The sequence below is a fragment of the Dyella sp. CR10 genome, from assembly GCF_055814425.1.
Window position 1 is genome coordinate 4752843 of record NZ_CP185986.1, and the last position, 24903, is coordinate 4777745.

Here is a 24903-nt window from a genome sequence, read left to right on the forward strand (position 1 = left end):
CGCCGCACAGGAGAAAAGCAAGTGAATCAGATTGCGATCTTGGCCGACGGGCGCGCGCCCTGGTTCGTGGGCTGGGGCACCCTGGCGCTGATCAATGCCGGTCTGGCCCAGGGCAAGAACCGCAGCGGTCTGGCGTGGTTCCTGCTGTCGCTGCTGCTTGGGCCGATAGCGACGCTGGTGCTGGTATTGCTGCCGAAGGTGCGCTCCACGCTGTTCTGAGCGCGCGGCCACGTCCGGCTCGGACCTGGCCTCTCGAAAACAAAAAGCCCGCCCCGCGGCGACCGCGAGGCGGGCTTCGCGCGAGCGGCTTATTCGCCCAGCGCTTCCTTCATGAATTCCGGCATCGCCAGCGCGCCCTTGTGGATCTCGGCGTTGTAGTACCTGGTGGCGAAGTTCTTGCTGAGCGCGCCGCGCTCGCGGAAGCCGGCCAGATCGCCGCCCTTGCGCACCATGGTGCAGCTCCACCAGCCGGTGGGATAGCACGGCTGCGGGAACGGCAAGGTCTTGACCGCGCTGAAGCCGGCGGTGCGCATGGCCGCGCGCATGGACTTGATCAGCTCGATGTGCGCCAGCGGCGATTCGCTCTGCTGCACCAGGATGCCGCCGTGGCGCAGGGCCTTGTAGCAGCTGGCGTAGAAGGCGGCATTGAACAGGCCTTCGGCGGGTCCGACCGGATCGGTCGAGTCGACGATCACCAGGTCCAGCGATTCCGGCTCGGCCTCGGCCATGTACTTGATGCCGTCGATGAACAGCAGTTCGGCGCGCGGATCGTTGTTGGCCTCGCACAGTTCCGGGAAGTACTGCTCGGCCAGGCGCGTGACGCGCTCGTCGATCTCCACCTGCACGGCCGATTCGACTTCCTCGTGCTTGAGCACCTCGCGCAGCGTGCCGCAGTCGCCGCCGCCGATGATCACAACGCGCTTGGCGCGCGCATGGGTGAACAGCGCCGGGTGGGTCATCATCTCGTGGTAGAGGAAGTTGTCGCGGCTGGTGAGCATCACGCAGCCGTCGATCACCATCAGGTTGCCCCAGTCGGTGGTCTGGTAGATCTCGATGGTCTGGAAGGGGGTTTTCTCGGCATGAAGCAGCTTCTCCACGCGATAACCGATGGAGGAGCCGGAAGCCTGATGGGCTTCGGTGAACCAGCTGGGCTGCGACATGGCGTGTGTTCCTGTTCCTGACGTCACGGGGGGCAAAGAGACGCAATTGTAGCGGTTCCGGGCCCCGACGTAGCGGGCGCGGATGCCGCACATGGTCACATTCGACCATTACAATAGACGGCCGTCCCGTCGCGACTGGTCGTCCGCGGGCCGTTAGAGTCCGTTCCGGCCCCGCGGCGTGCGAGGCTTCCGGCCGGCGGGCTTCTTCCTCGTCAAGGCTCGCCGCTGCGACGACATGACCTCCGGGCGCCCGCGCGCGCCCGCCGCCACAAGGAAATACCGTCCATGTCGAAGCACTGGAACATCGAGGCCGCCCGCCACACCTACGCCGTCCCGCACTGGGGTGACGGTTATGTGGACGTAGACGCCAACGGCCACATCGTGATGCGCCCCCGCGGCGCCGGCGGTCCGGCCCTGTCGCTGCCGGCCATTGTCGAGCGCGCCCGCGCCGAAGGCCTGCGCCTGCCGTTGCTGGTGCGCTTCCCCGACATCCTGGCCGACCGCCTGGCGCGCCTGCAGGGTGCCTTCGCCAAGGCGATCGGTGAATGGAACTATGCGGGCGGCTACACGGCCGTCTATCCGATCAAGGTCAACCAGCAGCGTGGCGTGGCTGGCGAGCTGGTGGCCGCCGGCGAACACGGCTTCGGCCTGGAGGCCGGCTCCAAGCCCGAGCTGATGGCGGTGCTGGCGATGGCCCGGCCGGGCTCCATCGTGGTGTGCAACGGCTACAAGGACCGCGAGTACGTGCGCCTGGCGCTGATCGGCCGCAAGCTCGGCCTGCGCGTGCACATCGTGATCGAAAAGCTCTCCGAGCTGGACCATGTGTTCGCCGAAGCCAAGGCGCTCGGCGTGGAACCGCTGCTGGGCGTGCGCGTGCGCCTGGCGTCGATCGGCGCCGGCAAGTGGCAGAACACCGGCGGCGACAAGGGCAAGTTCGGCCTGTCGCCGAACCAGGTGCTGACTCTGGTGCGCCGCCTCGACGAGGCCGGCCTCAAGCACACCTTGAAGCTGCAGCATTTCCACATGGGCTCGCAGATCTCCAATGTGCGCGACATCGCCGCGGGCATGCGCGAGGCGACGCGCTACTACGTGGAGCTGATCCGCATGGGCGTGCCGCTGGAGATCGTCGACGTCGGCGGCGGCCTCGGCGTCGACTACGAAGGCTCGCGCTCGCGCAGCCACAATTCGATCAATTATTCGATCGAGCAGTACGCCGCCACCATCGTGCAATCCCTGGCCGAAGCGGTGGCCGAGGAAGGCCTGGCCGCACCGCACATCGTCACCGAGGCCGGCCGCGCGATGACCGCGCACCACGCGGTGATGGTGGTGAACGTCACCGAGGTGGAAGAAGTGCCCGCCGGCGCCATGCCGGCCGCGCGCGAGGACGAGCCGGCCGTGCTGCGCCGCCTGCGCGAGACCTACGAGGAGCTGGACACGCGTCCCGCGCTGGAGCTGTTCCACGAGGCCCAGCACCATCTTGCCGAAGGGCAGACCCTGTACGCGCTCGGCCAGCTGGCACTGGAGGATCGCGCGCGGCTGGACGAGATGTACTACGCCATCGCCAACGCGGTGCGCGTGCGCCTGCTGCCGGCCGAGCGCTCGCACCGGCAGGCGCTGGACGAGCTGGACGAGAAGCTGGTGGACAAGTACTTCGTCAACTTCTCGGTGTTCGAGTCGGTGCCGGATATCTGGGCGATCGAGCAGATCTTCCCGATCGCGCCGATCGCCCGCCTGGACGAGGCTCCGACGCGCCGTGGCGTGATCGTGGACCTCACCTGCGATTCCGATGGCCGCATCGATCATTACGTCGATGCCGAGGGGGTGGACGTGAGCTTGCCGCTGCACGCGCTGCGTGAGGATGAGAGCTACCGCCTGGGCATCTTCATGGTGGGCGCGTATCAGGAGACTCTGGGCGACATCCACAATCTGTTCGGCGACACCGATGCGGTGAACGTACGCGTCGACGGCGACTCGTATGTTTTTGCGCACCGCCGTCGCGGCGACACCACTGACTTGATGCTCGATTACGTCGGCTACGACCTGGAGGCCTTGCGTCGCAGCTATCGCGAACGCATTGCCGCGGCGGGCGTCGAAGGCGAACAGGCCGAGCGCCTGTTTGTCACATTGAACGACGGTTTGACCGGCTATACCTATTTGTCGGAAGGTGCGCACTGAAAGCTCGTCATGCCGGTGCAGTCCGGCATGAAGGTCCTGCGAGTTGTCCCTTCGTCGCATGGATGCGACACCCGAGCTGTGCCAGCCTTGGTCGTCCCCCGGATCCCCCATCGAAGGAGTGGTTATGGCAGCAAGTCTCGAAGGCAAGGTCGCATTGATCACCGGTGCCGCGAGCGGCCTGGGCAAGGCCATCGCGGAGCTTTACGCGAAGAACGGCGCCGCCGTGGCGATCGCTGACATCAACCAGCAGGCGGCTGACGCCACCGCCGCGGAGATCGCCGCCGCCGGCGGCAAGGCCATCGGCATCGCCATGGACGTCACCGACGAAGCGGCGGTGAATGCAGGTACCGACAAGGTCGTAGAAGCTTTTGGCGCCCTGGACATCCTCATTTCCAACGCCGGCGTGCAGATCATCAACCCGATCGATCAGTTCGCCTTCGCCGACTGGAAGAAGATGCTGGCGATCCATCTCGATGGCGGCTTCCTCACCACCAAGGCCGCGCTCAAGCACATGTACAAGGGCGACCGCGGCGGCACCGTGATCTACATGGGCTCGGTGCATTCGCACGAAGCGTCCAAACTGAAGTCCGCCTATGTCACCGCCAAGCACGGCCTGCTGGGCCTGGCGCGCACGCTGGCGAAGGAGGGCGCGGCCCACAACGTGCGCTCGCATGTGATCTGCCCCGGCTTCGTGCGCACACCGCTGGTGGAAAAACAGATTCCCGAGCAGGCCAAAGAGCTTGGCATCAGCGAAGAGGAAGTGATCAAGAACGTGATGCTGAAGGACACCGTCGACGGCACCTTCACCACCGTCGAGGACATCGCGCAGACCGCGCTCTTCCTCGCCGCGTTCCCCTCGGCTGCGCTCACCGGCCAGTCGGTCGTGGTCAGCCACGGCTGGTACATGCAGTAAGCGTTGCGCGCCCGCCCGGCGCTGTTCGGGCGGGCGCAGTTCTTCGATTGCATGCAGCGTGCGCCAGCCGGCGCGCGCCAGACGGGATTGCCAAGAGGATGGCTCGATGAAGATCGCCGACGTCAAGGCCAACGCGTTCGCCATGCCGTTGACCAGTCCCGCGTTTCCGCGCGGGCCCTATCGTTTCGTCAACCGCGAGTTCCTGGTCATCACCTATCGCACCGACCCCGACGCCCTGCGGGAGGTGGTGCCCGAGCCGCTGGAGATCGGCGAGCCGCTGGTCAAGTACGAATTCATCCGCATGCCCGACTCCACCGGCTTCGGCGACTACACCGAATCGGGGCAGGTGATACCGGTGAGCTTCTGCGGGCAGCACGGTGGCTACGTGCATTCGATGTATTTGAACGATCATCCGCCGATCGCCGGCGGCCGCGAACTGTGGGGTTTCCCCAAGAAGCTCGCCAGCCCGGTACTGGAAACCGAGATCGACACGCTGGTCGGCACGCTCGATTACGGCAAGGTGCGCGTGGCCAAGGCCACCATGGGTTTCAAGCATCGCGAAGCCGAGCGCGACGCGGTACTGGCCTCGCTGGCGGCACCCAACTTTCTGCTCAAGATCATCCCGCATGTGGACGGCACCCCGCGCATCTGCGAACTGGTGCGCTACTTCACCACCGACGTCGTGCTCAAAGGCGCATGGTCCGGCCCGGCCGCGCTGGAGCTGCATCCGCATGCGCTGGCGCCGGTGGCCGACCTGCCCGTGCTGAAGATCGAATCGGCGGTGCACTTCATCACCGACCTCACGCTCGGACTGGGCACGGTGGTGCACGACTATCTGGCGGAGGCTTGAACCCCATGGGCAACGACACGCAAGCGGCGACCGCCGCGGCAAGCATGGCCAGGATGGTGCGCGAGTCCTATGCCACCGTCGCTCTGGTGCTGCAGGGCGGCGGCGCGCTGGGTGCCTACCAGGCCGGGGTCTACGAGGCACTGGCCGAGGCGGATCTGCGGCCGCGCTGGATCGCCGGCATTTCCATCGGCGCGCTCAACGCGGCGATCATCGCCGGCAACCCCATCGGCCATCGCGTGGCGAAGCTGCGCGAGTTCTGGGAGACGATCTGCAAGCCGCCGTTCCTGCCGGCCACGCCGGCATTCGACAGCAGCGGCTGGCCGCTGCCGCTGCAGAACGGCTTCAGCGGCTTCGCCGCCTGGCGCGCGCTGCTCGAGGGGCAGGCCGGTTTCTTCTATCCACGCGTGCCGCCGCCGTATCTGCCCTTCCAGCGCGCGGCCGACCCCGCCGGCGTGAGCTGGTACGACACGCGGCCGCTGCGTTCCACGCTGGAGCGACTGGTAGATTTCGACCGCATCAACGATCCACGTTCCATGCGTGTTTCGGTGGGTGCGGTGAACGTGCGTACCGGCAATTTCGCCTACTTCGACAACACCCACGGCAAGCTGAAGGTCGAGCACTTCATGGCGTCGGGCGCGCTGCCGCCCGGCTTCCCCGCGGTGGAGATCGATGGCGAGTTCTACTGGGATGGCGGCATGGTCTCCAACACGCCGCTGTACAAGGTGCTTTCCGAGCGGCCCTGCCACGACGCGCTGATTTTCCAGGTGGACCTGTGGCGGGCGGTGGGCGAGCTGCCGCGCGACCTGGCGGGCGTGACCGAGCGCTCGAAGGAAATCCAATACTCCAGCCGCACCCGCCTGGTCACCGAATACATGCGATTGAATCAGGAGCACCAGCGGTTGCTGCACGACCTGATGGAACTGGTGCCCGTCGAACGGCGGGGCGACCCGGCCTTCCTGCGCGCGCAGGCGCAGGCCTCGGGCGCGCTGACCAACCTCGTCCACCTGATTTATCGAGACAAGCCCTACGAGGGCCACTACAAGGACTACGAGTTCAGCATGACTAGCATGCGCACGCACTGGCAGAGCGGCCTGGCGGACATGCGGCACACGCTGGCTCACCCGAAGTGGCTCGAACCGCCGACGGCCGATCGCCCGTTCGTCACCCACGACGTGCATCGCGCCTGAGCCAGGAGGACGGACGGGCTACTATAGGCCATCCGCTCACGCGGGCGGCCTCACCCTTCTCCTGGAAATTCCCCGATGACCCTCAAGGCAGCTTTCGTCGGTCTCGGCGCCATGGGCGCGCCGATGGCCGGACATCTGAAGTCCAAAGGCCTCCTGCACGCGGTCGCCAACCGTACTCAGGCCAAGGCCGATGCGCTGGCGCGCGAGCTCGGCGTCGCCGCGCCGTCGCTGGCCGAACTGGCCGCGCAGTGCGATGTGATTGCCCTGTGCGTCACTGCCGACGCCGACGTGCTCGCCAATATCGAAGCCATGCTTCCTCACCTCAAGCGCGGCGCGATCGTGGTCGACCACTCCACGGTGTCGCCGGAAACCGCCAGGCGAGCCGCCTCGCGACTGGCCACCGTGGGCGTCGATTTCCTCGACGCGCCGGTGTCCGGCGGCGTGGAGGGCGCGAAGAACGGCAAGCTGTCGGTGATGGTGGGCGGCGATGCCGCGGTGCTGGAGCGCGCCCGACCCGTGCTGGAAGCTTATGCGCTGCGCGTGACGCATCTGGGCGGCGTCGGCGCCGGCCAGGCCACCAAGGCGGTGAACCAGGTGCTGGTGGCCGGCATCGCGCAGGCGGTGTGCGAAGGCCTGGCGCTGGGCGAAGCGCTGGGCCTGGAGCCGGAACGCCTGCTGCCGACGCTCGGCGCGGGCGCGGCCGGCAGCTGGTTCCTCGAGAAGCGTGGCGCCACCATGTTGCGTAATGAGTTCAGCGTGGGCTTCAAGCTGGCGCTGCTGCACAAGGACCTGGGCATCGTGCGCGGCATCGCCGCGGATGCCGGGACCGACCGCACGGTGATCGAGAAGTCGCTTGCCGACTATGCCGAGCTGATGAGCCAGGGCTATGGCGACGACGACATCTCGGCGCTGATCCGGCTCAAGCGCAAGGCGCGCTGAGCGCCGCCGCGACGGTACGAGGCACGGATGCCGATGATGAGACGAGCAACACCGTGGCGCCATGCGCTGGCCGCGCTGGCGCTTTGCGCGGCGGCGCATGCCGATATCGACCCGCCGCGACCGAAGGACCCGCCGTCGCCGCGCCTCATCCCGGTCTGCGTCAGCGTTCATGAACTGCTGTGCGGCCTGCTCGACCGCGCCGGCCGCTGGGTGATCGAGCCGAGCTATTCGGCGCTGTATCCCGAAGGGCGTGGCGGCTGGTACGCCGAGCGCCGCAGTGGCCTGGTGGGCGTGCTCGACGCGCAAGGCAAGGTGCTGGTCGAGCCGCGTTTCCAATATATCGGTCCATTCGTGGGCGGGCTGGCGCGGGCCAGCCTGTGGGACCGCGACAAGAACGGCTATATCGATGAGCAAGGCGATTGGGCCATCCCAGGCCAGTATTTCCTGGCTGGCGATTTCGTCGATGGCATCGCGGTGGTCGGGCAATGGATAGGCAGCCCCGACGATGGCCATGCCGACATGCGCTACATCGATGCGCAAGGCAAGCCGGCGTTTTCCGGCAGCTGGACCGACGCCGAATCGTTCCGCTTCGGCATGGCGGTCGTCGGCCGCGGGCCGTCGGTACGTACGGAAAGCAATATCGATCAGGCCGAGGCGGCGCTGATCGACCGGAAGGGAAACTACCTCCTGCCGATGGCGCGGCGTTCGATGCTCACGCCGGTCGCGCCCGATCGCGTGATCGAACAGACCGCTACGCGCCGCGCGCTGCTCGACAGCCATGGCAAGGTACTGTTCGAAGTACCGGCCGATGGCTCTCTCAATGACGCAGGCGGCGGTCGGCTCACCTACCAGCTCAAGGATGACGGACGCTTCGGGCTGATCGATGCGCTCAGCGGCAAGGTGCTGGTGGATGCGTCGCACGGCTGGCTCGGGTCGCCGGACTTCGCCGACGGCGTGGCCTGGGCGGAAGCGGGCGACAGTTACGGCGAACGTCGTATCTTGATCGATCGGGAAGGCCGCACGGTACTGGGTCCCATGCCGTACGACGGCGTGATGGATTTCGCCGCCGGCGTGGCGGCCGTCGGGCGCAACGGCAAGTGGCAGCTGATCGACCATCGTGGCCAGGCGAGAACCCCGGCCGATTACGACAGTTTTTCGGCGGCCTGGGAGGATGGCCGGCAGTCGCCGCGTTTCGGCGACGTATGGATTGGACACCGCGGTGAGCGGAAGGACTGGATCGCTGCAGATGGCCAGCTCATCGCGCGTATCGAACCACAGGCCTGCGGCATCGAGGCGGTGTTCGACGGTGCCGGGAAGGCTATCTGGCCGCGCGACGTCGAAGCCGCTTGCGCGGTTTACCGGGAAGAGCGCCCGGATGCCCCGGCCAAGGTCGACGTGCCGGCGGCGCGCCTGGAAGCCGCGCGCCTGGAACGTGCTCGCGAGGTCCTTCAATGGCTGGGGGACGTCGACCAGCGCGACGTGCCGTTCCGGCGTCCTTCCGCCAAGGAGCGGCTGTCGCGCCGTGAGCTGTTGTCACGTGCGCCCTGGCAGCGCGGCCCTGCACGGATCGCGCTGGGCGAGGGCGTCAGTCTCGATCTGCCGGAGGGCTATCGCTACCTGCCGCCGGAGTACGCGCCGGCGGCGATCGAAGCCTCCGACGGCATGTTGCCGCCTTCGCCCGAGCATCTGCCGGTGGCGCTGCTGGCCACTGACGATGTCAGCGTGGTGCTGCGCGTGGCGGTGACCACGCCCGGCCATGTACGTATCGGCGGTCTGCCGCTCGACGCGGCGGTGCTATCGCGACGGATGAGCAGCAACGTCACCGGCTTCGCCGGCACCGCAGCGAATTATGCGCACCATTCGGTGGAATGGCTGGTGGTACCGCGCTGGAACGATGATTCGAAACAACTCGATTGGGCCTACGCGGACTTCGTGACGTCAGGCGGCGCGTATGGCCGGCTGTATACCGCCAATACCCTGCTGTTCGGCCGCCGGCAGATGGTCGCCATGCAGAGTGTGAGCGCGAGCTTGTATGGCAAGCACGTCGCGCTTGTCGCGCAGGATGCGATGGTCACGCTGGCGCGTGGCGTTCGCTTTGCGACCGGCGAGCGCTACGAGGACGCCGCAGTTGGCGAGGCGGTCGCCCCGCTCGATCTGACCGGCTATATCACCACCGGGACGGAGGCGCCGGCCGAACCGAGCCCGCCGGCATCCGCGCCATCCTCAGCGAATGACGAGGCCGAAGCGCCGGCCTCGGACGACGGGCCACGCGTTTTCATCGGCCTCTTTGTCAGCGTCGTGGTGGGATCGTTGCTGCTGGCTTTGTGGGTGTCGCGCCGGAAGCGGCCCTGATTCTTCAGGGCGCCGCGCGCAAGGATTGCGCCAGCGCGTGCGACTGCGCGCGCAGCTGGATTTCCGTCGCGGGCGCCAGGCCCAGAGGCGCGGAAAGCGCTTCGAAGCGAATGCGCACCGCACCCAGATTCTGCGGTCCCGCCAGCAGTTCGCTGATCGCCATGGCGGCGACGGCGCGTCCGTCGTCCTGGCCGGCGTAGCTCATGGCCAGCCCGTACCAGTTCGCGGGATCGTCGGGCGCCGTCCATGCGGCTTGCGTATAAAGCAACTGTCCTGCTGGCCGGCCGCCATGGAGCAATTCGAGCGTGCCAAGCTCGGCGGCGGCGAAGCTGGCATAAGGATCGGCATCGATGATGGCTCGTAGCGCGACGCTGCGGCGCGCGCGATCGGCATCGCCGGCCATGGCGGCGTAGTAAGCCGAGAGACTGGCCGCCTGCGCGCGGGGCACGGCGGCGGCACGCTGCCGGAAGCTGTCGAAATAGGTGCGGAAGGCGCCGGCATCGGCCAGCCGGGCCTGGCTCAATACGCCCTGGATGTCGCTTTGCATCGCGGCCGGCTGGGGGCGCTGCGCCACCGGCTGGATGACCGGTGCGGTCACCGTCGTCGTGGAGCTCGTCATCGTGGTCGTCATCGTCGATGTCGTCATCGATGTCGTCGTCGTTGGCGGCGCGTAGGTGGCAGTGTTATGCGAGCAGCTGCGCAGCATCAGCCACAAGAGCAGGCAGGGGACGACGATGGTGAACAGGAGGTTCCATCCGCTGGATGGCGTCGTCGTGATGCCAGGCCGCGTCGCGGCGGTGGCGGCGTGTCGTGGCGAGACCTGGGCCTGCACCCGCCTGGGCCGCTGCGGACGGGGCTGGCGCCGTGCGCGCTCGAGCAGGCCGGCGCGGGCGCAGGCCGGACAATCCAGTCCGGCGAAATGCTGGTGCTTCGAATCGCGCCGGCACGGCACCAGCCGTCCGCTCGAAGGCCTCGCGTACGCGCTCAGGCCGTCGGCCCACTCGGCGGCCGTCGGGCGCACGCGCGACTGGAACGCACGATCGAACAGCGTGCGCAGCTCATCCGGCAGCAACGCATGGCAGCTGGCGGGGCTGGGTGCCATGTCCGGATGCGCCTGGCGCCCATAGGCGTAGCAGCCGGCACGGATGCGGCCGGGAATATCGGTAGGCACGCGCTCGGAGCGCGGCTGGCCGGTGTAGGGATGAATGCCGAAATTCAATAGCTGGAAGATCACCACCGCCAGCGCGAACAGGTCCTGCGCCAGCTCGCCGCGCGCATCGAGGCCGTTGGCCTGGAACTCCGGCGCGAGATAGTCGGGCGTGTATTGCTGCGCGTGGAAGCGTTCGCCGCCGGGGCCGTGAATGCTGAAGCCGTCGCAATCGAGCAGCGCGATGTACAGCGAATCGCGATAGAAGCGCAGGTTGACCGGTTTCAGATCCACCACGTAATGCTGTTGGCGGTGCAGCGCGGCGAGCACCGAGGCAAGGTTGGCGGCGAGCGTGATCTTCGCGCCCAAGGCGGTGGGGAGACCCTTGGCGAGCGCCTGGCGCTCCTGCAGCACGGGCTCCAGTTCCTCGGTGGCGGCGATATCCAGCAGCGGCATCAGAAAGCCGAGGAAGCGGCGCCGTCCATCGCGGGCCTGCGCCGTGGGCCAGGCAATCTGTACGTAGCGGCGGCCGTGCTCGACGCGATCCGGCAGATCCGGCACCAGCGTCAGCATGGCCTCGACCTTGCGCTCGTAGACGGCGCGGTCGATGGTCGGGTGATAAAGCTTGGCGACGCTGTCGCCACGGCGCGGCAACAGGTACACGCTGCCGGCGCCGCCGCTCTTGATGAGCTTGCCTAGCGCGAACGTTTCGCCATCGGCCTGGATGCTGCCTTCGCGCTCCTGCTTCATGCGCGTCAGGCGCGCAGCGCGACCAGCAGGGTCTTGTCGTCGCCAGTGATCCGGTAGGTGCGCGGATCGTCCAGCGTGGCAAGCAACGCGGCGTTGCCGGCGTCTTCTTCAGCGCCGGCAAGGAAGCGCTCGACCGGGTCGGCGAACGGCGTGTAGACGTCCTGTCCGCCCTTGGCGAGCGCGAACGGCATCGCGCCGTCGGTCATCAGCAGCACGCTGCGCATGGGCGCGACGATCGGCGTGATGCGCAGGTGCTCGCGCCACGTGCTGCCGGTGAGGAAGAAGGTCTCGTTGGCATATTCGCCGTTTTCCGGCGAAGACAGCGTGCGGCTATCGGTATGTCTTGCCACGCCGGCGCCGTCGCCGAGATGAAAGAACCAGCCACCGTCGGGCCGCGCGACGACGCCGACTACCGTCGCGGCGAAGTCCGCCAGCGCGCGGCCGGTGGCCGTGGCGTGCGCTTCGAGTGCAGTGCGTTGCATGGCAAGGAGGTCGCCGATCCATGTTGCGAAACCGCTGTGGTCGTCGTGTGCCGGCAGTTCGCTGGCCCGCTCGACCAGGGCTCGCACCACGTCCTGCGCGATGCGCTGTGCGCCGACATCGCTGGCCGCGGCCGAACCGGCCCCGTCGCACACTACGCCGAACAGCAGCTCGCCGTGCACGGCATGGGCCGAGGCATCCTGGCAGGGCTGGCCATTGCCCATATGCGCGCTGCCGCGTGCCGAGGCGGCGAAGACGCGCCAGCTCATCGTGGAACCGCTCATGCTCAGACCGTCAGGGTGGACCAGCTGTCGGTCGAGGGCAGCTGCACCTGGCCGCCGGCCTTCGATTGCGAAACCACCTGCATGCTGGTGCTCAGCCACAGGAACAGTTCCTTGAACTGCAGGCCGGCGAGGCGCTTCACGCCGTTGGCGCCGCGCGAGGAGAAAGCGCCGAGCGTGTCTTCGTGCGTATCGGAGCCGACCGCGATCGGGAAGACGGCGACCTTGTGCGCCTGCTCGGCATCACGGCAGCGCTGTGCGGCTTCTTCCCAGCGATCGGTGGGAGCGCCGTCACTCATCAGGAACAGCCAGGGGCGGGTGTAGGCGATGCCGGACTGCTTGTAGCGCTGCTTTTCGGCTTCGATCTCGTCAAGCGCCAGGTTCACCGCCTGGCCAGTAGGCGTGGTACCGCCGGCTTCCAGCACCGGCGCGCTGAAATCCATCGCGTCGCACCAGTCACCGACCACTTCGGCGCTGTCCAGGCCATGGAAGCGCACCACCAGCAGGCGTACCCGCTTGGCGGCGATCACGTCGTTCTTCAGTTCCTGCTCCAGCAGGCGCAGGCCCTCGTTGAGCTGCTCGACCGGGGTGCCGGCCATGCTGCCGGAGCAATCCAGCACCAGCACCAGCGGGGTGCGCTGCTCGGTGTTGTCGACCAGGGAAACGTCGGGGATGGCCAGGGTGTTCATCACGGATCCTTGTGGATAAAGCGATGCAGGGCAGTCTAGCAGGCGAATCCCGCTGGAAATTTTTCACTGGGCCGATATGCGAAAAGCCGCGCAGGGCGCGGCTTTTCGTGACGATCGATGGTGTCGATGCTGCCGTTCAGCGGCCTTCCTTCAGCGCGATGGCATTGAACCCGGCGGAACTCAGGCGCTGCTTGGTCGACTCCAGCTCGGTGGCTGACTTGAACGGGCCCAGGCGTACGCGGTTGTAAGTCTGGCCGTTGACGTTGACCGACGCGACGTTGGCCACGAAGCCCTGCAGGGCAAGCTTGGCCTTGAGGCTTTCCGCATCCGAGGCGCTCGGGAACGCACCCACTTGCAGCAGATAGCCGCCGCCACCGGCGGCCGGCGGCGGGGCGGCGGCCGCCGGTGCTGCGGTGACGTTCTCGGTGACCGCGGCGGGCGCATTGGCCGCGGCGGCGCGTTGCGCGGCCGCCTGCTGCTGGGCCTGTTGTGCCGCGGCGGCCTGGGCCTGGGCCTGCTGCTGAGCCGCCTGTTTCTGCTGCTCGGCGCGGGCCTGGGCGCTGATCTCGGCATCGGGGATACGCACTTCCTTCTCGGACAGCACGGAGTAGAAGTCGAACTGCGGCTTCTTCGGCGCTGCCGCCGATTCGGCGCCGGCCGGCTCCACGGCGCCAGCGTCGCTGCCGTGCTGGGCGGTGGCCTGCGGGTTCGGCTGGGGCGCTTCGCCCGGGCGGGCGCCCATCGGCAGCTTGCCGCGCATGGCGAACATCAGCAGCGCGCCGACCGCGATGCCGACGATGGCCCAGCCCCAGGCCGGAAACCCGCCGCTGTTGTTGCGCACGGCCTGACGGCCTTTGCCCTTGCGTGCTGCCATTTACATCTTCTCCGGGGCACTGAGTCCCAGCAAATCCAAACCGTTACGGATGACCTGGCGCGCCGTCACCGCAAGGGTGATGCGCGCATCGCGCAGCCCGGCGTCGTCCACGATCCATTTGTGCTCGTGATAGTAACTGTGCAGGGCGCCGGCGAGATCGCGCAGATACTGGGCGATCAGGTGCGGTTCCAGATTGTTCGCCGCCGCTTCGACGACCTCCGGATAGCGCGACAGCTCCACGAACATGGCTTGCTCGTGCTCGGAGTCAAGCCGGTGGAAGCTGGCGACGCCGGCGGCGGTGTCCACCGGCGGCAGGCCGCGCTCGGCCAGTTCCTCCAGCACCCGGCACACGCGGGCGTGGGCGTACTGGATGTAGTAGACCGGGTTGTCGTTGCTTTGCGAGCGGGCCAGGTCGATGTCGAACACCAGCTGCGAATCGGCCTTGCGCGAGATCAGGAAGTAACGCGTCGCATCCTTGCCCACTTCGTCGATCAGGTCGCGCAGGGTGACGTAGCTGCCGGCTCGCTTGGAGATCTTCACCTCCTCGCCGCCGCGCATCACGGTGACCATCTGGTGCAGCACGTACTCCGGCCAGCCCTTGGGGATGCCGCAGTCCAGCGCCTGCAGGCCGGCCTTCACGCGCGCCAGGCTGCCGTGATGGTCCGAGCCCAGCTCGGTGATGGCGCGCACGTAGCCGCGCTGCCACTTGCTGCGGTGGTAGGCCACGTCCGGCACGAAGTAGGTATAGGTGCCGTCGGACTTGCGCATCACGCGGTCCTTGTCGTCGCCGAAATCGGTGGAACGCAGCCACAGTGCGCCACCTTCTTCATAGGTGTGACCGTGGGCGACAAGTTCGCGCACGGTCTCTTCCACCTTGCCGTCGATGTACAGCGAAGACTCCAGGAAATAGGTATCGAAGCCGACGCCGAAGGCCTTCAGGTCCAGATCCTGTTCGCGGCGCAGGCTGGCCACGGCGAAGTGACGGATGGCGTCGAGGTTGTCGGCATCCTTGGCGCCGGTGACCGTCTGGCCATCGGCCACCACCGATTCGCCGGCCATGTAGGCGCGAGCCACGTCGGCGATGTAGTCGCCGCGGTAGCCGTCCTCCGGCCAGCCGGCATCGCCCGGGCCCAGGCCGCGTGCGCGCGCCTGCACCGAGATAGCCAGGTTCTGGATCTGCACGCCGGCGTCGTTGTAATAGAACTCGCGCTTCACGTCCCAGCCGTTGGCGTCGAGCAGCCGGCTCAGGCAGTCGCCGATCGCCGCCGCGCGGCCGTGACCGACGTGCAGCGGACCGGTGGGGTTGGCCGAGACGAACTCGACGCCCGCGGTGATGCCCTTGCCGCTCTGGTTGCGGCCGTAGGCATCGCCTTCGCCGAGGATGCGGCGCAGCTCGGCATGGTAGGCGGCCGGCGCAAGGAAGAAATTGATGAAGCCCGGGCCGGCGATCTCGACCTTTGCCACCTGTTGGTTGGCGGGCAGGGCAGCCACCAGCTTCTCGGCCAGCTCACGCGGCTTGGCGCGCGCCGGCTTGGCCAGCAGCATGGCCGCGTTGCTGGCGAAATCGCCGTGGTCGCGGTTGCGCGTACGCTCGATCACGAAGCTTGGCACTTCGAGGTCGGCGGGCAGGGTGGAGTCGTTCTGCAGGGCCTGGATGGCCTGCAGCAGCAATTCGCGCAGCGCTTGTTTCACGGGCGTGGTCTGGCTTCGATGGAACCGGCAATCCTAGCAGAGCCGGCCCACCCTCTCCGAGGGGCGCGCAGCCCCGTGCGGCGGGCTTTCCCGGCATGCTGCGGCGCGCCGTCCCGCCTGTGGATAACTCTGTGGGGAAAGTACGGCGCTCTTGGCGTTACGACGATCTTCGCGGCATGGAAACCTGGATGTCACGTAATTTTGCAGCTTAAATCAATGGCTTGAATGACACTCTTGATGGTCTTCGGCGAAGTGCTCTCTAAAAGCCCTTTCAAGGCCGATGTGCATAAGTCGCGCCGGCCGCATGGCGTGAAGGGGCCGCCAAGACGTCACGCTCCTGTCATGCCGCGTCGCGACAATGGCGCCCGTACCCCAAGCACCCTCCCCGCTGGCGGGTACGCGAGATGCCGTCACTCTCACCCTCCCCAAAAACGGCCTGACGGCGCGGTCCCCACCGCGCCGTTATTTTTTTCCGGATCAAACGTTGCGCTCTCTCAGAGCATGCCGAGGGCCGCCATGGACACTGGCTCTTCCGCGCCGATCACGAGATGGTCCAGTACGCGCACTTCGATCAGTTGCAAAGCCTCGCGGAGGCTGCGGGTAATGGCCCGGTCGGCCCCGCTGGGCTCGGCCACGCCGGATGGATGGTTGTGCGCGAGGATTACCGCACTGGCGTTGTGCTTGAGGCAGGCGCGCACCACTTCGCGCGGATGCACACTGGCACCGTCGACGGTGCCACGAAAGAGCTCTTCGTAGGCCAGCACGCGATGGCGGTTGTCGAGATAGAGGCAGGCGAACACCTCGTATGGCAGGTGGCGCAGCTTTGCGCGGAGGAATTCGCCGCTGTCGCGCGGGTTTTTCAATGAGGTCCGCGCCGCCAGTTGTTCGTTCAAGGAGCGGCGCGCCAGTTCCAGCGCGGCGATGAGGCGTGCGCGCTTGGCCGGCCCGATGCCGCCAAGGCGTGCGGTGGCGCCGGGATCGGCCAGCAGCGCATGCAGACCGCCGGCCTCGGTGAGCAGCTGGCGGCCAAGGGTGAGTGCATCGGCTCCGGCGACGCCGCTACCCAGCAGTACCGCCAGCAACTCCGCGTCCGACAAGGCCGCCGTGCCGCGGTCCAACAGTTTTTCTCGGGGGCGTTCGCCCTCGGGCCAATCGCGAATGCTCATTCGTTCACGATGCCGCAACGGCGCCGACGCTTGGAGCGGAGGACGGAGTCGATTCCGGTAAGCTAGGCGTCTGCCAGTTTGTCAGGCCAGTCCTACATGCAACTCGCCAACCGTCGCATCCTCCTCGGCGTGTCGGGCGGCATCGCCGCCTACAAAGCCTGCGAACTGGTCCGCCGCCTGCGCGACCTGGGTGCACAGGTGCGTGTGGTGATGACGGAAAGCGCCACGCATTTCGTCAGCGCCACCACCTTCCAGGCCCTGTCCGGCGAGGCCGTGCGGGTCAGCTTGTGGGACGAGCAGGCGGAGATGGCGATGGGCCATATCGAGCTGGCGCGCTGGGCGGAGCGAATCATCATCGCACCCGCCAGCGCGGACATCATCGCGCGCCTCGCTCATGGCATGGCCAACGACCTGCTCACCACGCTATGCCTGGCCAGTGCCGCACCGCTGTACGTGGCGCCGGCGATGAACCAGCAGATGTGGGCGCATCCGGCGGTGCAGGAGAACGTGGACACGCTGCGCCGCCGTGGCGTGCATCTGCTGGGTCCGGCCTCGGGCGACCAGGCCTGTGGCGATATCGGCTCCGGCCGCATGCTCGAGCCGTTGGAGTTGCGCGAGGCTCTGGTCACTTCCTTTGGCAGCGGTGCGCTGCGTGGTCTTAAGGTGGTGGTGAGCGCGGGGCCGACCTACGAGGACATCGATCCGGTCCGCTTCATCGGCAATCGCAGCTCGGGCCGCATGGGTTTCGCGGTAGCCGAAGCGGCCGCGCAGGCCGGCGCCGAGGTGACCCTGGTGGCCGGACCGGTGCACCAGGCGACGCCGCCGGGCGTGGCTCGCCGCGTGGACGTGCGCAGTGCGGCGCAGATGCACGCGGCGGTGCTGGCCGCCGCGGCCGGCGCGGACATCTACGTGGCCGCCGCCGCGGTAGGTGACTACCGGCCGGCGAGCGTGGCCGGGCAGAAGATCAAGAAGCATGACGGCGTCGGCCTGACCCTGGAGCTGGCCGAGAATCCGGACATCCTGGGCAGCCTGTCGGCGCAAACCGTGCACCCTTTCCTGGTCGGATTCGCCGCGGAAACGCATGATGTGGCGGCATACGCGCAGGACAAACTGCAGCGCAAAGGATTGGACATGATCGCCGCGAACCAGGTGGGGGACGGCCTCGGGTTCGAGGCCGCGGACAACGCATTGAACGTGTACTGGCCGGGCGGTGGCGCCGAGCTGCCGCGCGCTGGCAAGGACCAGCTGGCGCGCCAGCTGGTGGAGCGGATCGCCGAGCGCTACAAGGCGGTGCGCTCATGACGGGTCGGCCGGGTATGGTCGACGTCGAACTGAAGGTCCTCGATCCACGGCTGGGCGACACCATCCCGCTGCCGCAGGCAGCAACCGTCGGCAGCGCGGGCATGGACCTGCGCGCCGCCGTCGAGGTGCCGCTGACCCTGGCGCCCGGCGAGAGTGCGCTGGTGCCCAGCGGGATCGCCATCCATATCGGCGATCCGGGCTGGTGCGCGCTGATCGTGCCGCGATCCGGGCTGGGACATAAGCATGGCCTGGTGATGGGCAACCTGGTGGGCGTAATCGACGCCGACTACCAGGGGCCGCTGATGATTTCCTGCTGGAACCGCGGCGCGCAGCCGTACACCATCGGCGTGGGCGACCGCATCGCCCAGTTGCTGCTGGTACCGGTGGCGCAGGCTCGCTTGAACGTAGTGACGGAATTCGCGCCTTCACAGAGGGGTGAGGGCGGCTTCGGTTCGACCGGCGTGAAGTGATACGCCTGCAAGAGGGGACACTGGGCATGGCGATGGACATCGCGAGGGGGATGCGCGAGCGGATGTTCGACTGGCGGCGCCTGTTGCCGCTGGCGGGCGGAACGCTGCTGGTCGCAGGCGGCCTGTTCTGCGCCTGGCAGACATGGCTGGTGGCAGACGAGAACAATGCCATCGAAGGCGTGCATCGCGCACAGGATCTGGCCGTGCAAGCGGTGGCCGGCGAAGTGTCGCGGCAGCGCCATGTGTTGCAGCAGGCGCTGGATACACTGGACCCGTCCGTGGTTCAGGCTGATCCGGCATATGCCGCGACACTGCTGAAGGGCAAGCTCCCTCAAGCGGACAAAGTGGAGTTCTACAGCGGCGCGCTGGATGAGGTGCTGCACGCCAACTACCGCGAGTTCGGCTACGCCAAGGCCGCCCAGCTGATGGCCGCGCAAACGGCCGATGGCGAGACGCTGGCGCAATCGCTGCCGACGGATGCGCATGGTCGCCGGCTCACTTTCGTGCTGCCGATGGGCGCGCGCCAGCGGCCCAGCGCCTGGGTGTGGTTCGAGCTTCCGTTCGCTCCGATCGAGGAACGTTTCAACACCGTTCCGCCGGCAGGCGGCAGACTGGAACTTCGCCAGGGCGATGATCGCGGCGACCTGCGGCTGCTCGCCAACGGTGCCGCTTCCGCTTTGAGCGAAGCGGCCGGCAAGACGGTGGCCGGAAGTAACCTCAGCGTGGTGGCGGCCCTGCCCGGGGCTTACATCGTGCTGCCGCGATCATGGCCCCTGGACGCGCTGTTGACGCTGCTGTGCCTGGGGGCCGGCGCATATTTGTTGTGGCTGCGCGCCCACCCGCGTGGCCTGGGCAAGCTACCAACCGAGGAACCGATTTTGTCCGACCTGATCGAAAATAACCCCGAGCCGGCCAAGCCGGAGGCCCCGCGTCCCGCCAAGCCGGTCGCGGCCGCTCCTGCGCCGGTCACGGTGGATCCGACCATCTTCCGCGCCTACGACGTGCGCGGCATCGTCGGCAAGAGCCTGACCAAAGATGTCGCCTTCCTGCTCGGCCAGTCCGTCGGCACGGTGATGCGCGAGAAGGGATTGCGCGAGATCGTGGTGGGCCGCGACGGCCGACTGTCGGGCCCGGAGCTGGCCGGTGCGCTGTCAGATGGTCTGCGCGAGGCCGGCATCGATGTGATCGACGTGGGCGCCGTGCCGACACCGGTCGTCTATTACGCAGCCTATCGCTTCAATACCGGCAGCGGCGTGGCCGTTACCGGCAGCCACAATCCGCCGGACTACAACGGCTTCAAGATCGTAGTGGGCGGCGAGACCTTATCCGAAGGCGCCATCCAGGATTTGTATCGCCGCATCGCGGCGGGCGAGCTGGAGCGCGGCGGCAAGGGTAGCCTGCGCCATATCGATGTGGTGCCGGACTACATCGAGCGCATCACCTCCGACGTGCAGGCGGGTCGCCGCATGAAGGTCGTGGTGGACTGCGGCAACGGCATCCCAGGCGCGGTGGCGCCGAAGGTGCTGGAGGGGATCGGCTGTGAAGTGATCGAGCTGTACTGCGATGTGGACGGTACCTTCCCGAATCATCATCCGGATCCGTCGGACCCGCATAACCTGGAAGATCTGATCGAGGCCGTGCGCGCCACCGGCGCGGACCTGGGCGTGGCCTTCGACGGCGACGGCGATCGCCTGGGCGTGGTCACCAAGACGGGCGAGATCATCTTCCCCGACCGCACGCTGATGCTGTTCGCGCGCGATGTGCTGTCGCGCCAGCCCGGCGCGACGATCATCTACGACGTGAAGTGCACCGGCCACCTGAAAGGCCAGATCCTCGACGCCGGCGGCAGCCCGCTGATGTGGCGCACCGGTCACTCGCTGATCAAGAGCAAGATGCGCGAGACGGGCGCGGAACTGGCTGGCGAGATGAGCGGCCACTTCTTCTTCAAGGAGCGCTGGTACGGCTTCGACGACGGTATCTACGCCGGCGCCCGCCTGCTGGAGATCCTTGCCGGCGACCTCGACGAGCGCACGCCCGAGGCGATCTTCGCGACCTGCCCGAAGGGCGTGTCCACGCCTGAGCTGAAGATCGAGATGAAGGAAGGCGAGCACTACCAGTTCATCGAGAAGTTCCGTCAGAGCGCGAGCTTCGGCGACGCTGCCCTCACCACGATCGATGGTGTGCGCGCCGACTGGCCGGATGGCTGGGGCCTGGTGCGCCCGTCCAACACCACGCCGATCCTGGTGCTGCGCTTCGATGCGGACAACGAAGCGGCGCTCAAGCGCATCCAGGCGGTGTTCCGCGAACAGCTGCATGCGGTAGATCCGTCGCTCAAGCTGCCGTTCTGATTGGCCGCTCTCGGGAACAAAAAAACGCCACGCAATGCGTGGCGTTTTTTTTAGAAAGCGCGACGGCTTTACTTGTCCTTGGCCTGGGCTGCCTTCAGCTCGCGATAGTGCTGGAGCTGCTGCTCCATCCTGGTGCTGGCCGCGTCGCGGGCCGCCTGCTGGCGATCCAGCGTGGCGCGCTGGCCGGCGACCACGTTGCGCTGCTTGGCGATGCTGTCGGTGAGGAACTTCGGCACCGGTTGCTTGGCGCGTTCGAGATCGCCGGCGCGCGTGAGCAGGTCGGTCAGCGCTTTTTCCTGGCTATGCAGGTTGATCTGCGTGGTGCGGATCTGCTGGTCGATATTGTCCACTTCCTGCTGCAGCGTGGCCTTGTAGTCGTTCTCGTTGGGATAGGCGGCCAGCATCTGCGAATCGCCGCGGGCGCGATCCTGCGCCGCGCGATCCTGAGCGGCCTTCTCGTCCGCGGCTTTGCGGGCCGCGGCGCGTTCTTCGGGATTGAGCTGGCGGTCGACGTGCTTGATCACGAGGCCGCGGTCGTTGACGACGTCGTAGCCGTACTTGATGGCCTCGCCGGTGAGGCTGTCGCTGTAGTGCGGCAGGCCTTGGGCGTCGCGCCATTTGTAGCGCACGCCGTTGTTGTCGTTCTGCGCCGCATGGGCGCAGCTGCCCGCCAGAATGGCGGCGAGGATGAGGCTGGTTTTACGCATGGACTTCCCCCTGGAGAGCGGAAGTATAGCCTTCGTATGGGTATCGTCCGATGCGGACGTGTTCGCGGATGTGACGCGGTTCGCCACGTGACGCGCGAGGCCTCAAGCGGCCACGCCGTAGCGTTCCCGGTAGGCCTGCAGGCGCTGGAATTCGTCGGCCAGGTCGGGGCGTTCGCCGGCATAGGCCATGACATCCGCCAGGCTGGTGATGGCGATCACCGGGATGCCGTAATCGGCCGCCACTTCCTGTGCGGCGGACAGCTCGCCCTGGCCGCGCTCCTGGCGATCGAGCGCAATCAGCACGCCTGCCGGCGTCGCACCCTGGGCGCGGATCAGCCCCAGCGACTCGCGCACGGCCGTGCCGGCGGTCATCACGTCGTCCACGATCAACACGCGGCCCTGCAGCGGCGCGCCGACCAGCACGCCGCCTTCGCCGTGGTCCTTGGCCTCCTTGCGGTTGTAGGCCCAGGGCAGGTCGCGGCCATGCTGATCGGCCAGGGCGATGCCGGTAGCCGCAGCGAGCGGGATGCCCTTGTAGGCGGGGCCGAACAGCATGTCCACGGCCAGGCCGGAGTTGACCAGGGCGGATGCGTAGGCGCGGCCGAGGCGGGCCAGCGCGGCGCCGGAGTCGATGCGGCCCATGTTGAAGAAGTAAGGGCTCTGGCGGCCGGACTTCAGGGTGAAGTCGCCGAAGCGCAGCACGTCGCGCTGCAGAGTGAGTTCAATGAAATCGCGCTGGTAGTCGTGCACGGCGGGTCTCGCTGCGGTCGGGGTCTTAAGGAAGAGGGCGCCACATCAGGTGTTGCGGCCCGGAGCGGCCGCCATGGTACAGCTCGCCGCTGTCGACGAACCCGGTCCGGCGGTACAGCGCCAGGGCGGCGAGGTTGCGGCAATTCACGGTGAGCACCAGCAGGCGGGCGGAGGAATGACGGGTTGCCACGTCGGCGAAGATCGCCTCGAGCGCGGCGGTGGCGAAGCCCCGGCCCTGCCATGGCAGGCCGATGAAGAACGAGCGCAGGCCGAGCGCGGGCACCTCGAAGGCGCGGCCGGCCACCGTTGCCGCGTCGTGCTCGATCCGATAGAAGCCGACCGGCATGTCTCCATGGAGGATCGCCATGGGCGTGCTGCCGTGCGACTGCTCGGCATCGGCCAGCGAGGCGTCGATCGGGCTGACGAAGGCGTACTGTTCGGCGTGGACGCGCAACGCGAGCACGCCTTCCCGCAACGAGGCCGTGACCGGCGCGACATGGATGGAGGAGGACTCGGACATGGTTGCTATGATGGCCCATCACACGAGGAACCCGCATGCGCATCGTCAGCCTGAACGCCAATGGCATCCGATCGGCCGCCAACAAGGGCGTGTTCGAATGGCTACGCAAGCAGAAGGCCGATGTGGTCTGCCTGCAGGAGACCAAGGCGCAGGAAGACCAGCTCAGCGATCCGATGTTCCGTCCCGACGGGCATCACTGCTTTTATCGCGACGCCAGCACCAAGAAGGGGTATAGCGGGGTGGCCATCTACGCCCGCAAGGAACCGGATCAGGTGCTCACCTCGCTGGGCTGGGCGCCGTTTGATGACGAAGGGCGCTATATCGAGGCTCGCTTCGGCAATCTGAGCGTGGTGTCGCTGTATATCCCGTCCGGTTCCTCGGGCGACGAACGTCAGCAGTTCAAGTTCAAGGTGATGGAGTGGCTCACGCCGATCTTCCAGAAATGGCTGGAGAGCGGGCGCGACTACGTGCTGTGTGGCGACTGGAACATCGTCCACACCAAGAACGACATCAAGAACTGGACTTCCAATCAGAAGAACTCCGGCTGCCTGCCCGAGGAGCGCGCCTGGCTGGATCTGCTGTTCAAGGAGCGCGGCTGGGTGGACAGCTTCCGTGCCGTCAAACCCGACGCCGTGGAATACACCTGGTGGTCCAATCGCGGTCGTGCCCGTGAGAACAATGTGGGGTGGCGCATCGATTACCAGGTGGTGACACCTTCGCTGCGCGAGCGGCTGAAGGCATGTTCGGTCTATCGGGACGAGCGCTTCTCCGATCATGCGCCGTATACGGTCGACTATGCCGACTGAGGCGGGTACGGAGGCCGCGGGCAAGGCTTCCATCTGGCGTGCGTTCGCGCAGCCGTCGGCATGGACGATGTGCCTGCTGGGCTTTTCCTCGGGCCTGCCGTTTCTGCTGGTGTCCTACACCTTGTCGTTCTGGTTGAAAGAGAACGGCATCGTGCTGAAGGACATCACGATGATCGCCAGTGCGGGCATGACTTACGCGTTCAAGTTCGTCTGGGCTCCGTTGCTGGACCACTGGCGCCTGCCGCTGTTCGCACGGTTGGGGCAGCGGCGTGGCTGGCTGCTGCTGGCCCAATTGGGCGTGGTGATCGGCTTGCTTCTTATGGCGTCGCTCACGCCGACACAGCTGGTGCCGTTCGTCGCGGCGACATTGCTGGTCGCATTCATGGGAGCCACGCAGGACATCGCAGTCGATGCCTATCGCATCGAGATCGCGCCGCCTTCGGCGCAGGGTGCCTTGGTGGCCACGTACGCGCTGGGTTATCGGCTGGGGCTGCTGGTATCTGGCGCGCTGGCGCTGATCATGGCCGACCATATCCATTGGGCGCAGATCTACGTGCTGATGGCAGCGGCAATGCTCGTGCCTATCATCACTACGTTGCGGATGCGCGAACCGGAGGTGCGAAGGGTGGTGCCTTCGTCGTGGGGCGAGGCGATGCGCGAGAGCGTGATCGACCCGTTCACCGATTTCTTCCGGCGTTACGGCTGGACCATCGCCTTGCTGACGCTGCTTTTCATCCTGCTGTTCAAGATCCCCGAGCAGGCGATCATCGGTGGCGTGATGGGGCCATTTTACCGCGATATGGGCTTCTCCAAGACGGAGATCGGCGCTGTCACCAAGATCTATGGCATCTGGATCGGCATCCTTGGCGCCTTCGCCGGCGGCGCCGCGGTGGCGCGCTTCGGTGCTTGGCGGACGCTCGGCGTATGTATCGCGCTCGGCGCAGTCAGCAATCTGCTCTATCTGTTCCTGATCGCCCATCAGGGTGAGCTGGCCATGTTGACTTTGGCCATTTCCGGCCAGAACTTCTTCGAAGGGATGTTGGGGCCGCCGACGGTTGCATTTCTATCGACGCTGGTGAATCGCCAGCACACCGCGACGCAGTACGCCTTGCTCAGTTCATTGGTGAACCTGCCGGGCAAGGTGCTGGGTTTCTTCGCCGGAGGCATCGTCGCTGCGTCGGGATATGGCGGGTATTTCGTCATTACCGTGCTGGCCGCGCTTCCAGCGATGCTCTTGTTCGCCTATCTGTGGTCGTTCCACCGGGGAGTCGAGCGGGAGAGGGAGGCCGAGGGCGGCGGCTAGCCGGCGTCGGTGGATCGGCTGCCGGGTTTGCCAACCATTGCG

At 66.9% G+C, this 24903-nt stretch carries 22 protein-coding genes; 12 read left to right on the plus strand and 10 right to left on the minus strand.

Going from position 1 to position 24903, the window contains the following annotated elements:
* Positions 1-21 precede the first annotated feature (21 nt).
* The gene (locus tag ACNR9O_RS21375) at positions 22-219 is read left to right on the plus strand and encodes a hypothetical protein (protein WP_473684964.1); all 198 of its coding nucleotides are present in this window, start codon (positions 22-24) and stop codon (positions 217-219) included.
* 89 nt (positions 220-308) lie between these two features.
* Here the strand turns inward: ACNR9O_RS21375 and speE are convergent, their stop codons facing one another.
* Positions 309-1160 carry a polyamine aminopropyltransferase gene (gene speE, locus ACNR9O_RS21380; protein WP_473684962.1) on the minus strand — a complete coding sequence of 284 codons (852 nt, stop codon included), beginning with the start codon at positions 1158-1160 and terminating at the stop codon, positions 309-311.
* 285 nt (positions 1161-1445) lie between these two features.
* On the opposite strand from speE, the gene speA reads away from it, so the two are divergent.
* The 6 genes from speA (at position 1446) to ACNR9O_RS21410 (ending at position 9576) form a co-directional block, all read left to right on the plus strand.
* Positions 1446-3335 carry a biosynthetic arginine decarboxylase gene (speA, locus tag ACNR9O_RS21385; RefSeq protein ID WP_473684960.1) on the plus strand — a complete coding sequence of 630 codons (1890 nt, stop codon included), beginning with the start codon at positions 1446-1448 and terminating at the stop codon, positions 3333-3335.
* Between the two features lie 124 nt (positions 3336-3459).
* Positions 3460-4248, plus strand: a complete 789-nt coding sequence (locus ACNR9O_RS21390; protein ID WP_473684958.1) for a 3-hydroxybutyrate dehydrogenase — start codon at positions 3460-3462, stop codon at positions 4246-4248.
* A gap of 106 nt (positions 4249-4354) precedes the next feature.
* A complete protein-coding gene (locus ACNR9O_RS21395; RefSeq protein WP_473684956.1) occupies positions 4355-5098 on the plus strand; it encodes an acetoacetate decarboxylase in 744 nt (247 codons plus the stop codon).
* 5 nt (positions 5099-5103) lie between these two features.
* Positions 5104-6285, plus strand: coding sequence for a DUF3734 domain-containing protein (locus tag ACNR9O_RS21400; RefSeq protein WP_473684954.1), 1182 nt, complete (start codon positions 5104-5106; stop codon positions 6283-6285).
* A 30-nt stretch (positions 6286-6315) separates the two neighbouring features.
* A complete protein-coding gene (locus tag ACNR9O_RS21405) occupies positions 6316-7224 on the plus strand; it encodes an NAD(P)-dependent oxidoreductase (RefSeq protein ID WP_473688345.1) in 909 nt (302 codons plus the stop codon).
* A 36-nt stretch (positions 7225-7260) separates the two neighbouring features.
* A complete protein-coding gene (locus ACNR9O_RS21410; RefSeq protein ID WP_473684952.1) occupies positions 7261-9576 on the plus strand; it encodes a DUF2167 domain-containing protein in 2316 nt (771 codons plus the stop codon).
* Positions 9577-9580: 4 nt separating this feature from the next.
* Here the strand turns inward: ACNR9O_RS21410 and ACNR9O_RS21415 are convergent, their stop codons facing one another.
* From ACNR9O_RS21415 to radC, 6 genes are all read right to left on the minus strand, one after another.
* Entirely contained in the window at positions 9581-11473 is a 1893-nt protein-coding gene (locus ACNR9O_RS21415) for a hypothetical protein (RefSeq protein WP_473684950.1), read from the minus strand.
* Between the two features lie 5 nt (positions 11474-11478).
* The gene (locus ACNR9O_RS21420) at positions 11479-12237 is read right to left on the minus strand and encodes a PP2C family serine/threonine-protein phosphatase (protein WP_473684948.1); all 759 of its coding nucleotides are present in this window, start codon (positions 12235-12237) and stop codon (positions 11479-11481) included.
* 2 nt (positions 12238-12239) lie between these two features.
* A complete protein-coding gene (locus ACNR9O_RS21425) occupies positions 12240-12923 on the minus strand; it encodes a vWA domain-containing protein (protein WP_473684946.1) in 684 nt (227 codons plus the stop codon).
* Positions 12924-13059: 136 nt separating this feature from the next.
* The gene (locus ACNR9O_RS21430; RefSeq protein WP_473684944.1) at positions 13060-13797 is read right to left on the minus strand and encodes an SPOR domain-containing protein; all 738 of its coding nucleotides are present in this window, start codon (positions 13795-13797) and stop codon (positions 13060-13062) included.
* The gene (gene argS / locus ACNR9O_RS21435; RefSeq protein ID WP_473684942.1) at positions 13798-15489 is read right to left on the minus strand and encodes an arginine--tRNA ligase; all 1692 of its coding nucleotides are present in this window, start codon (positions 15487-15489) and stop codon (positions 13798-13800) included.
* Between the two features lie 494 nt (positions 15490-15983).
* Entirely contained in the window at positions 15984-16655 is a 672-nt protein-coding gene (gene radC / locus ACNR9O_RS21440; protein WP_473684940.1) for a RadC family protein, read from the minus strand.
* A gap of 96 nt (positions 16656-16751) precedes the next feature.
* Here radC and coaBC point away from each other — a divergent pair, with 96 nt between their 5' ends.
* The 3 genes from coaBC to ACNR9O_RS21455 are packed head-to-tail and all read left to right on the plus strand — an operon-like array spanning position 16752 to position 20775.
* On the plus strand, positions 16752-17957 hold the full coding sequence (gene coaBC / locus ACNR9O_RS21445) for a bifunctional phosphopantothenoylcysteine decarboxylase/phosphopantothenate--cysteine ligase CoaBC (protein ID WP_473684938.1): 1206 nt from the start codon (positions 16752-16754) through the stop codon (positions 17955-17957).
* Between the two features lie 14 nt (positions 17958-17971).
* Positions 17972-18427, plus strand: a complete 456-nt coding sequence (gene dut / locus ACNR9O_RS21450) for a dUTP diphosphatase (RefSeq protein ID WP_473700830.1) — start codon at positions 17972-17974, stop codon at positions 18425-18427.
* A 26-nt stretch (positions 18428-18453) separates the two neighbouring features.
* The gene (locus ACNR9O_RS21455) at positions 18454-20775 is read left to right on the plus strand and encodes a phosphomannomutase/phosphoglucomutase (protein ID WP_473684934.1); all 2322 of its coding nucleotides are present in this window, start codon (positions 18454-18456) and stop codon (positions 20773-20775) included.
* A gap of 68 nt (positions 20776-20843) precedes the next feature.
* Here ACNR9O_RS21455 and ACNR9O_RS21460 read toward each other — a convergent pair whose 3' ends face one another.
* From ACNR9O_RS21460 to ACNR9O_RS21470, 3 genes are all read right to left on the minus strand, one after another.
* Entirely contained in the window at positions 20844-21482 is a 639-nt protein-coding gene (locus tag ACNR9O_RS21460; RefSeq protein ID WP_473684932.1) for a hypothetical protein, read from the minus strand.
* Positions 21483-21584: 102 nt separating this feature from the next.
* Positions 21585-22232: an orotate phosphoribosyltransferase gene (gene pyrE / locus ACNR9O_RS21465; RefSeq protein WP_473684930.1), complete on the minus strand. Its 648-nt coding sequence runs from the start codon at positions 22230-22232 to the stop codon at positions 21585-21587.
* Positions 22233-22257: 25 nt separating this feature from the next.
* The gene (locus tag ACNR9O_RS21470) at positions 22258-22752 is read right to left on the minus strand and encodes a GNAT family N-acetyltransferase (protein WP_473684928.1); all 495 of its coding nucleotides are present in this window, start codon (positions 22750-22752) and stop codon (positions 22258-22260) included.
* A gap of 35 nt (positions 22753-22787) precedes the next feature.
* Between ACNR9O_RS21470 and ACNR9O_RS21475 the strand changes: the two genes are divergently transcribed.
* Together ACNR9O_RS21475 and ACNR9O_RS21480 are read left to right on the plus strand one after the other, a co-directional pair.
* Entirely contained in the window at positions 22788-23558 is a 771-nt protein-coding gene (locus tag ACNR9O_RS21475) for an exodeoxyribonuclease III (RefSeq protein ID WP_473684926.1), read from the plus strand.
* Positions 23548-24861 (plus strand): AmpG family muropeptide MFS transporter, encoded by a 1314-nt coding sequence (locus ACNR9O_RS21480; RefSeq protein WP_473700683.1) that lies wholly within the window; start codon positions 23548-23550, stop codon positions 24859-24861. The genes ACNR9O_RS21475 and ACNR9O_RS21480 overlap by 11 nt, the downstream gene beginning before the upstream one ends.
* The last annotated feature ends 42 nt before the right edge of the window (positions 24862-24903 follow it).

Coding starts and splice junctions, on each gene's coding strand:
- ACNR9O_RS21455 (WP_473684934.1), top strand. CDS start 18,454: ATGGCGATGGACATCGCGAGGGGGATGCGCGAGCGGATGTTCGACTGG.
- ACNR9O_RS21470 (WP_473684928.1), bottom strand. CDS start 22,752: ATGTCCGAGTCCTCCTCCATCCATGTCGCGCCGGTCACGGCCTCGTTG.
- ACNR9O_RS21460 (WP_473684932.1), bottom strand. CDS start 21,482: ATGCGTAAAACCAGCCTCATCCTCGCCGCCATTCTGGCGGGCAGCTGC.
- ACNR9O_RS21400 (WP_473684954.1), top strand. CDS start 5,104: ATGGGCAACGACACGCAAGCGGCGACCGCCGCGGCAAGCATGGCCAGG.
- ACNR9O_RS21395 (WP_473684956.1), top strand. CDS start 4,355: ATGAAGATCGCCGACGTCAAGGCCAACGCGTTCGCCATGCCGTTGACC.
- coaBC (WP_473684938.1), top strand. CDS start 16,752: ATGCAACTCGCCAACCGTCGCATCCTCCTCGGCGTGTCGGGCGGCATC.
- ACNR9O_RS21410 (WP_473684952.1), top strand. CDS start 7,261: ATGAGACGAGCAACACCGTGGCGCCATGCGCTGGCCGCGCTGGCGCTT.
- ACNR9O_RS21425 (WP_473684946.1), bottom strand. CDS start 12,923: ATGAACACCCTGGCCATCCCCGACGTTTCCCTGGTCGACAACACCGAG.
- ACNR9O_RS21420 (WP_473684948.1), bottom strand. CDS start 12,237: ATGAGCGGTTCCACGATGAGCTGGCGCGTCTTCGCCGCCTCGGCACGC.
- dut (WP_473700830.1), top strand. CDS start 17,972: ATGGTCGACGTCGAACTGAAGGTCCTCGATCCACGGCTGGGCGACACC.
- speE (WP_473684962.1), bottom strand. CDS start 1,160: ATGTCGCAGCCCAGCTGGTTCACCGAAGCCCATCAGGCTTCCGGCTCC.
- ACNR9O_RS21480 (WP_473700683.1), top strand. CDS start 23,548: ATGCCGACTGAGGCGGGTACGGAGGCCGCGGGCAAGGCTTCCATCTGG.
- ACNR9O_RS21390 (WP_473684958.1), top strand. CDS start 3,460: ATGGCAGCAAGTCTCGAAGGCAAGGTCGCATTGATCACCGGTGCCGCG.
- radC (WP_473684940.1), bottom strand. CDS start 16,655: ATGAGCATTCGCGATTGGCCCGAGGGCGAACGCCCCCGAGAAAAACTG.
- ACNR9O_RS21475 (WP_473684926.1), top strand. CDS start 22,788: ATGCGCATCGTCAGCCTGAACGCCAATGGCATCCGATCGGCCGCCAAC.
- speA (WP_473684960.1), top strand. CDS start 1,446: ATGTCGAAGCACTGGAACATCGAGGCCGCCCGCCACACCTACGCCGTC.
- ACNR9O_RS21430 (WP_473684944.1), bottom strand. CDS start 13,797: ATGGCAGCACGCAAGGGCAAAGGCCGTCAGGCCGTGCGCAACAACAGC.
- ACNR9O_RS21415 (WP_473684950.1), bottom strand. CDS start 11,473: ATGAAGCAGGAGCGCGAAGGCAGCATCCAGGCCGATGGCGAAACGTTC.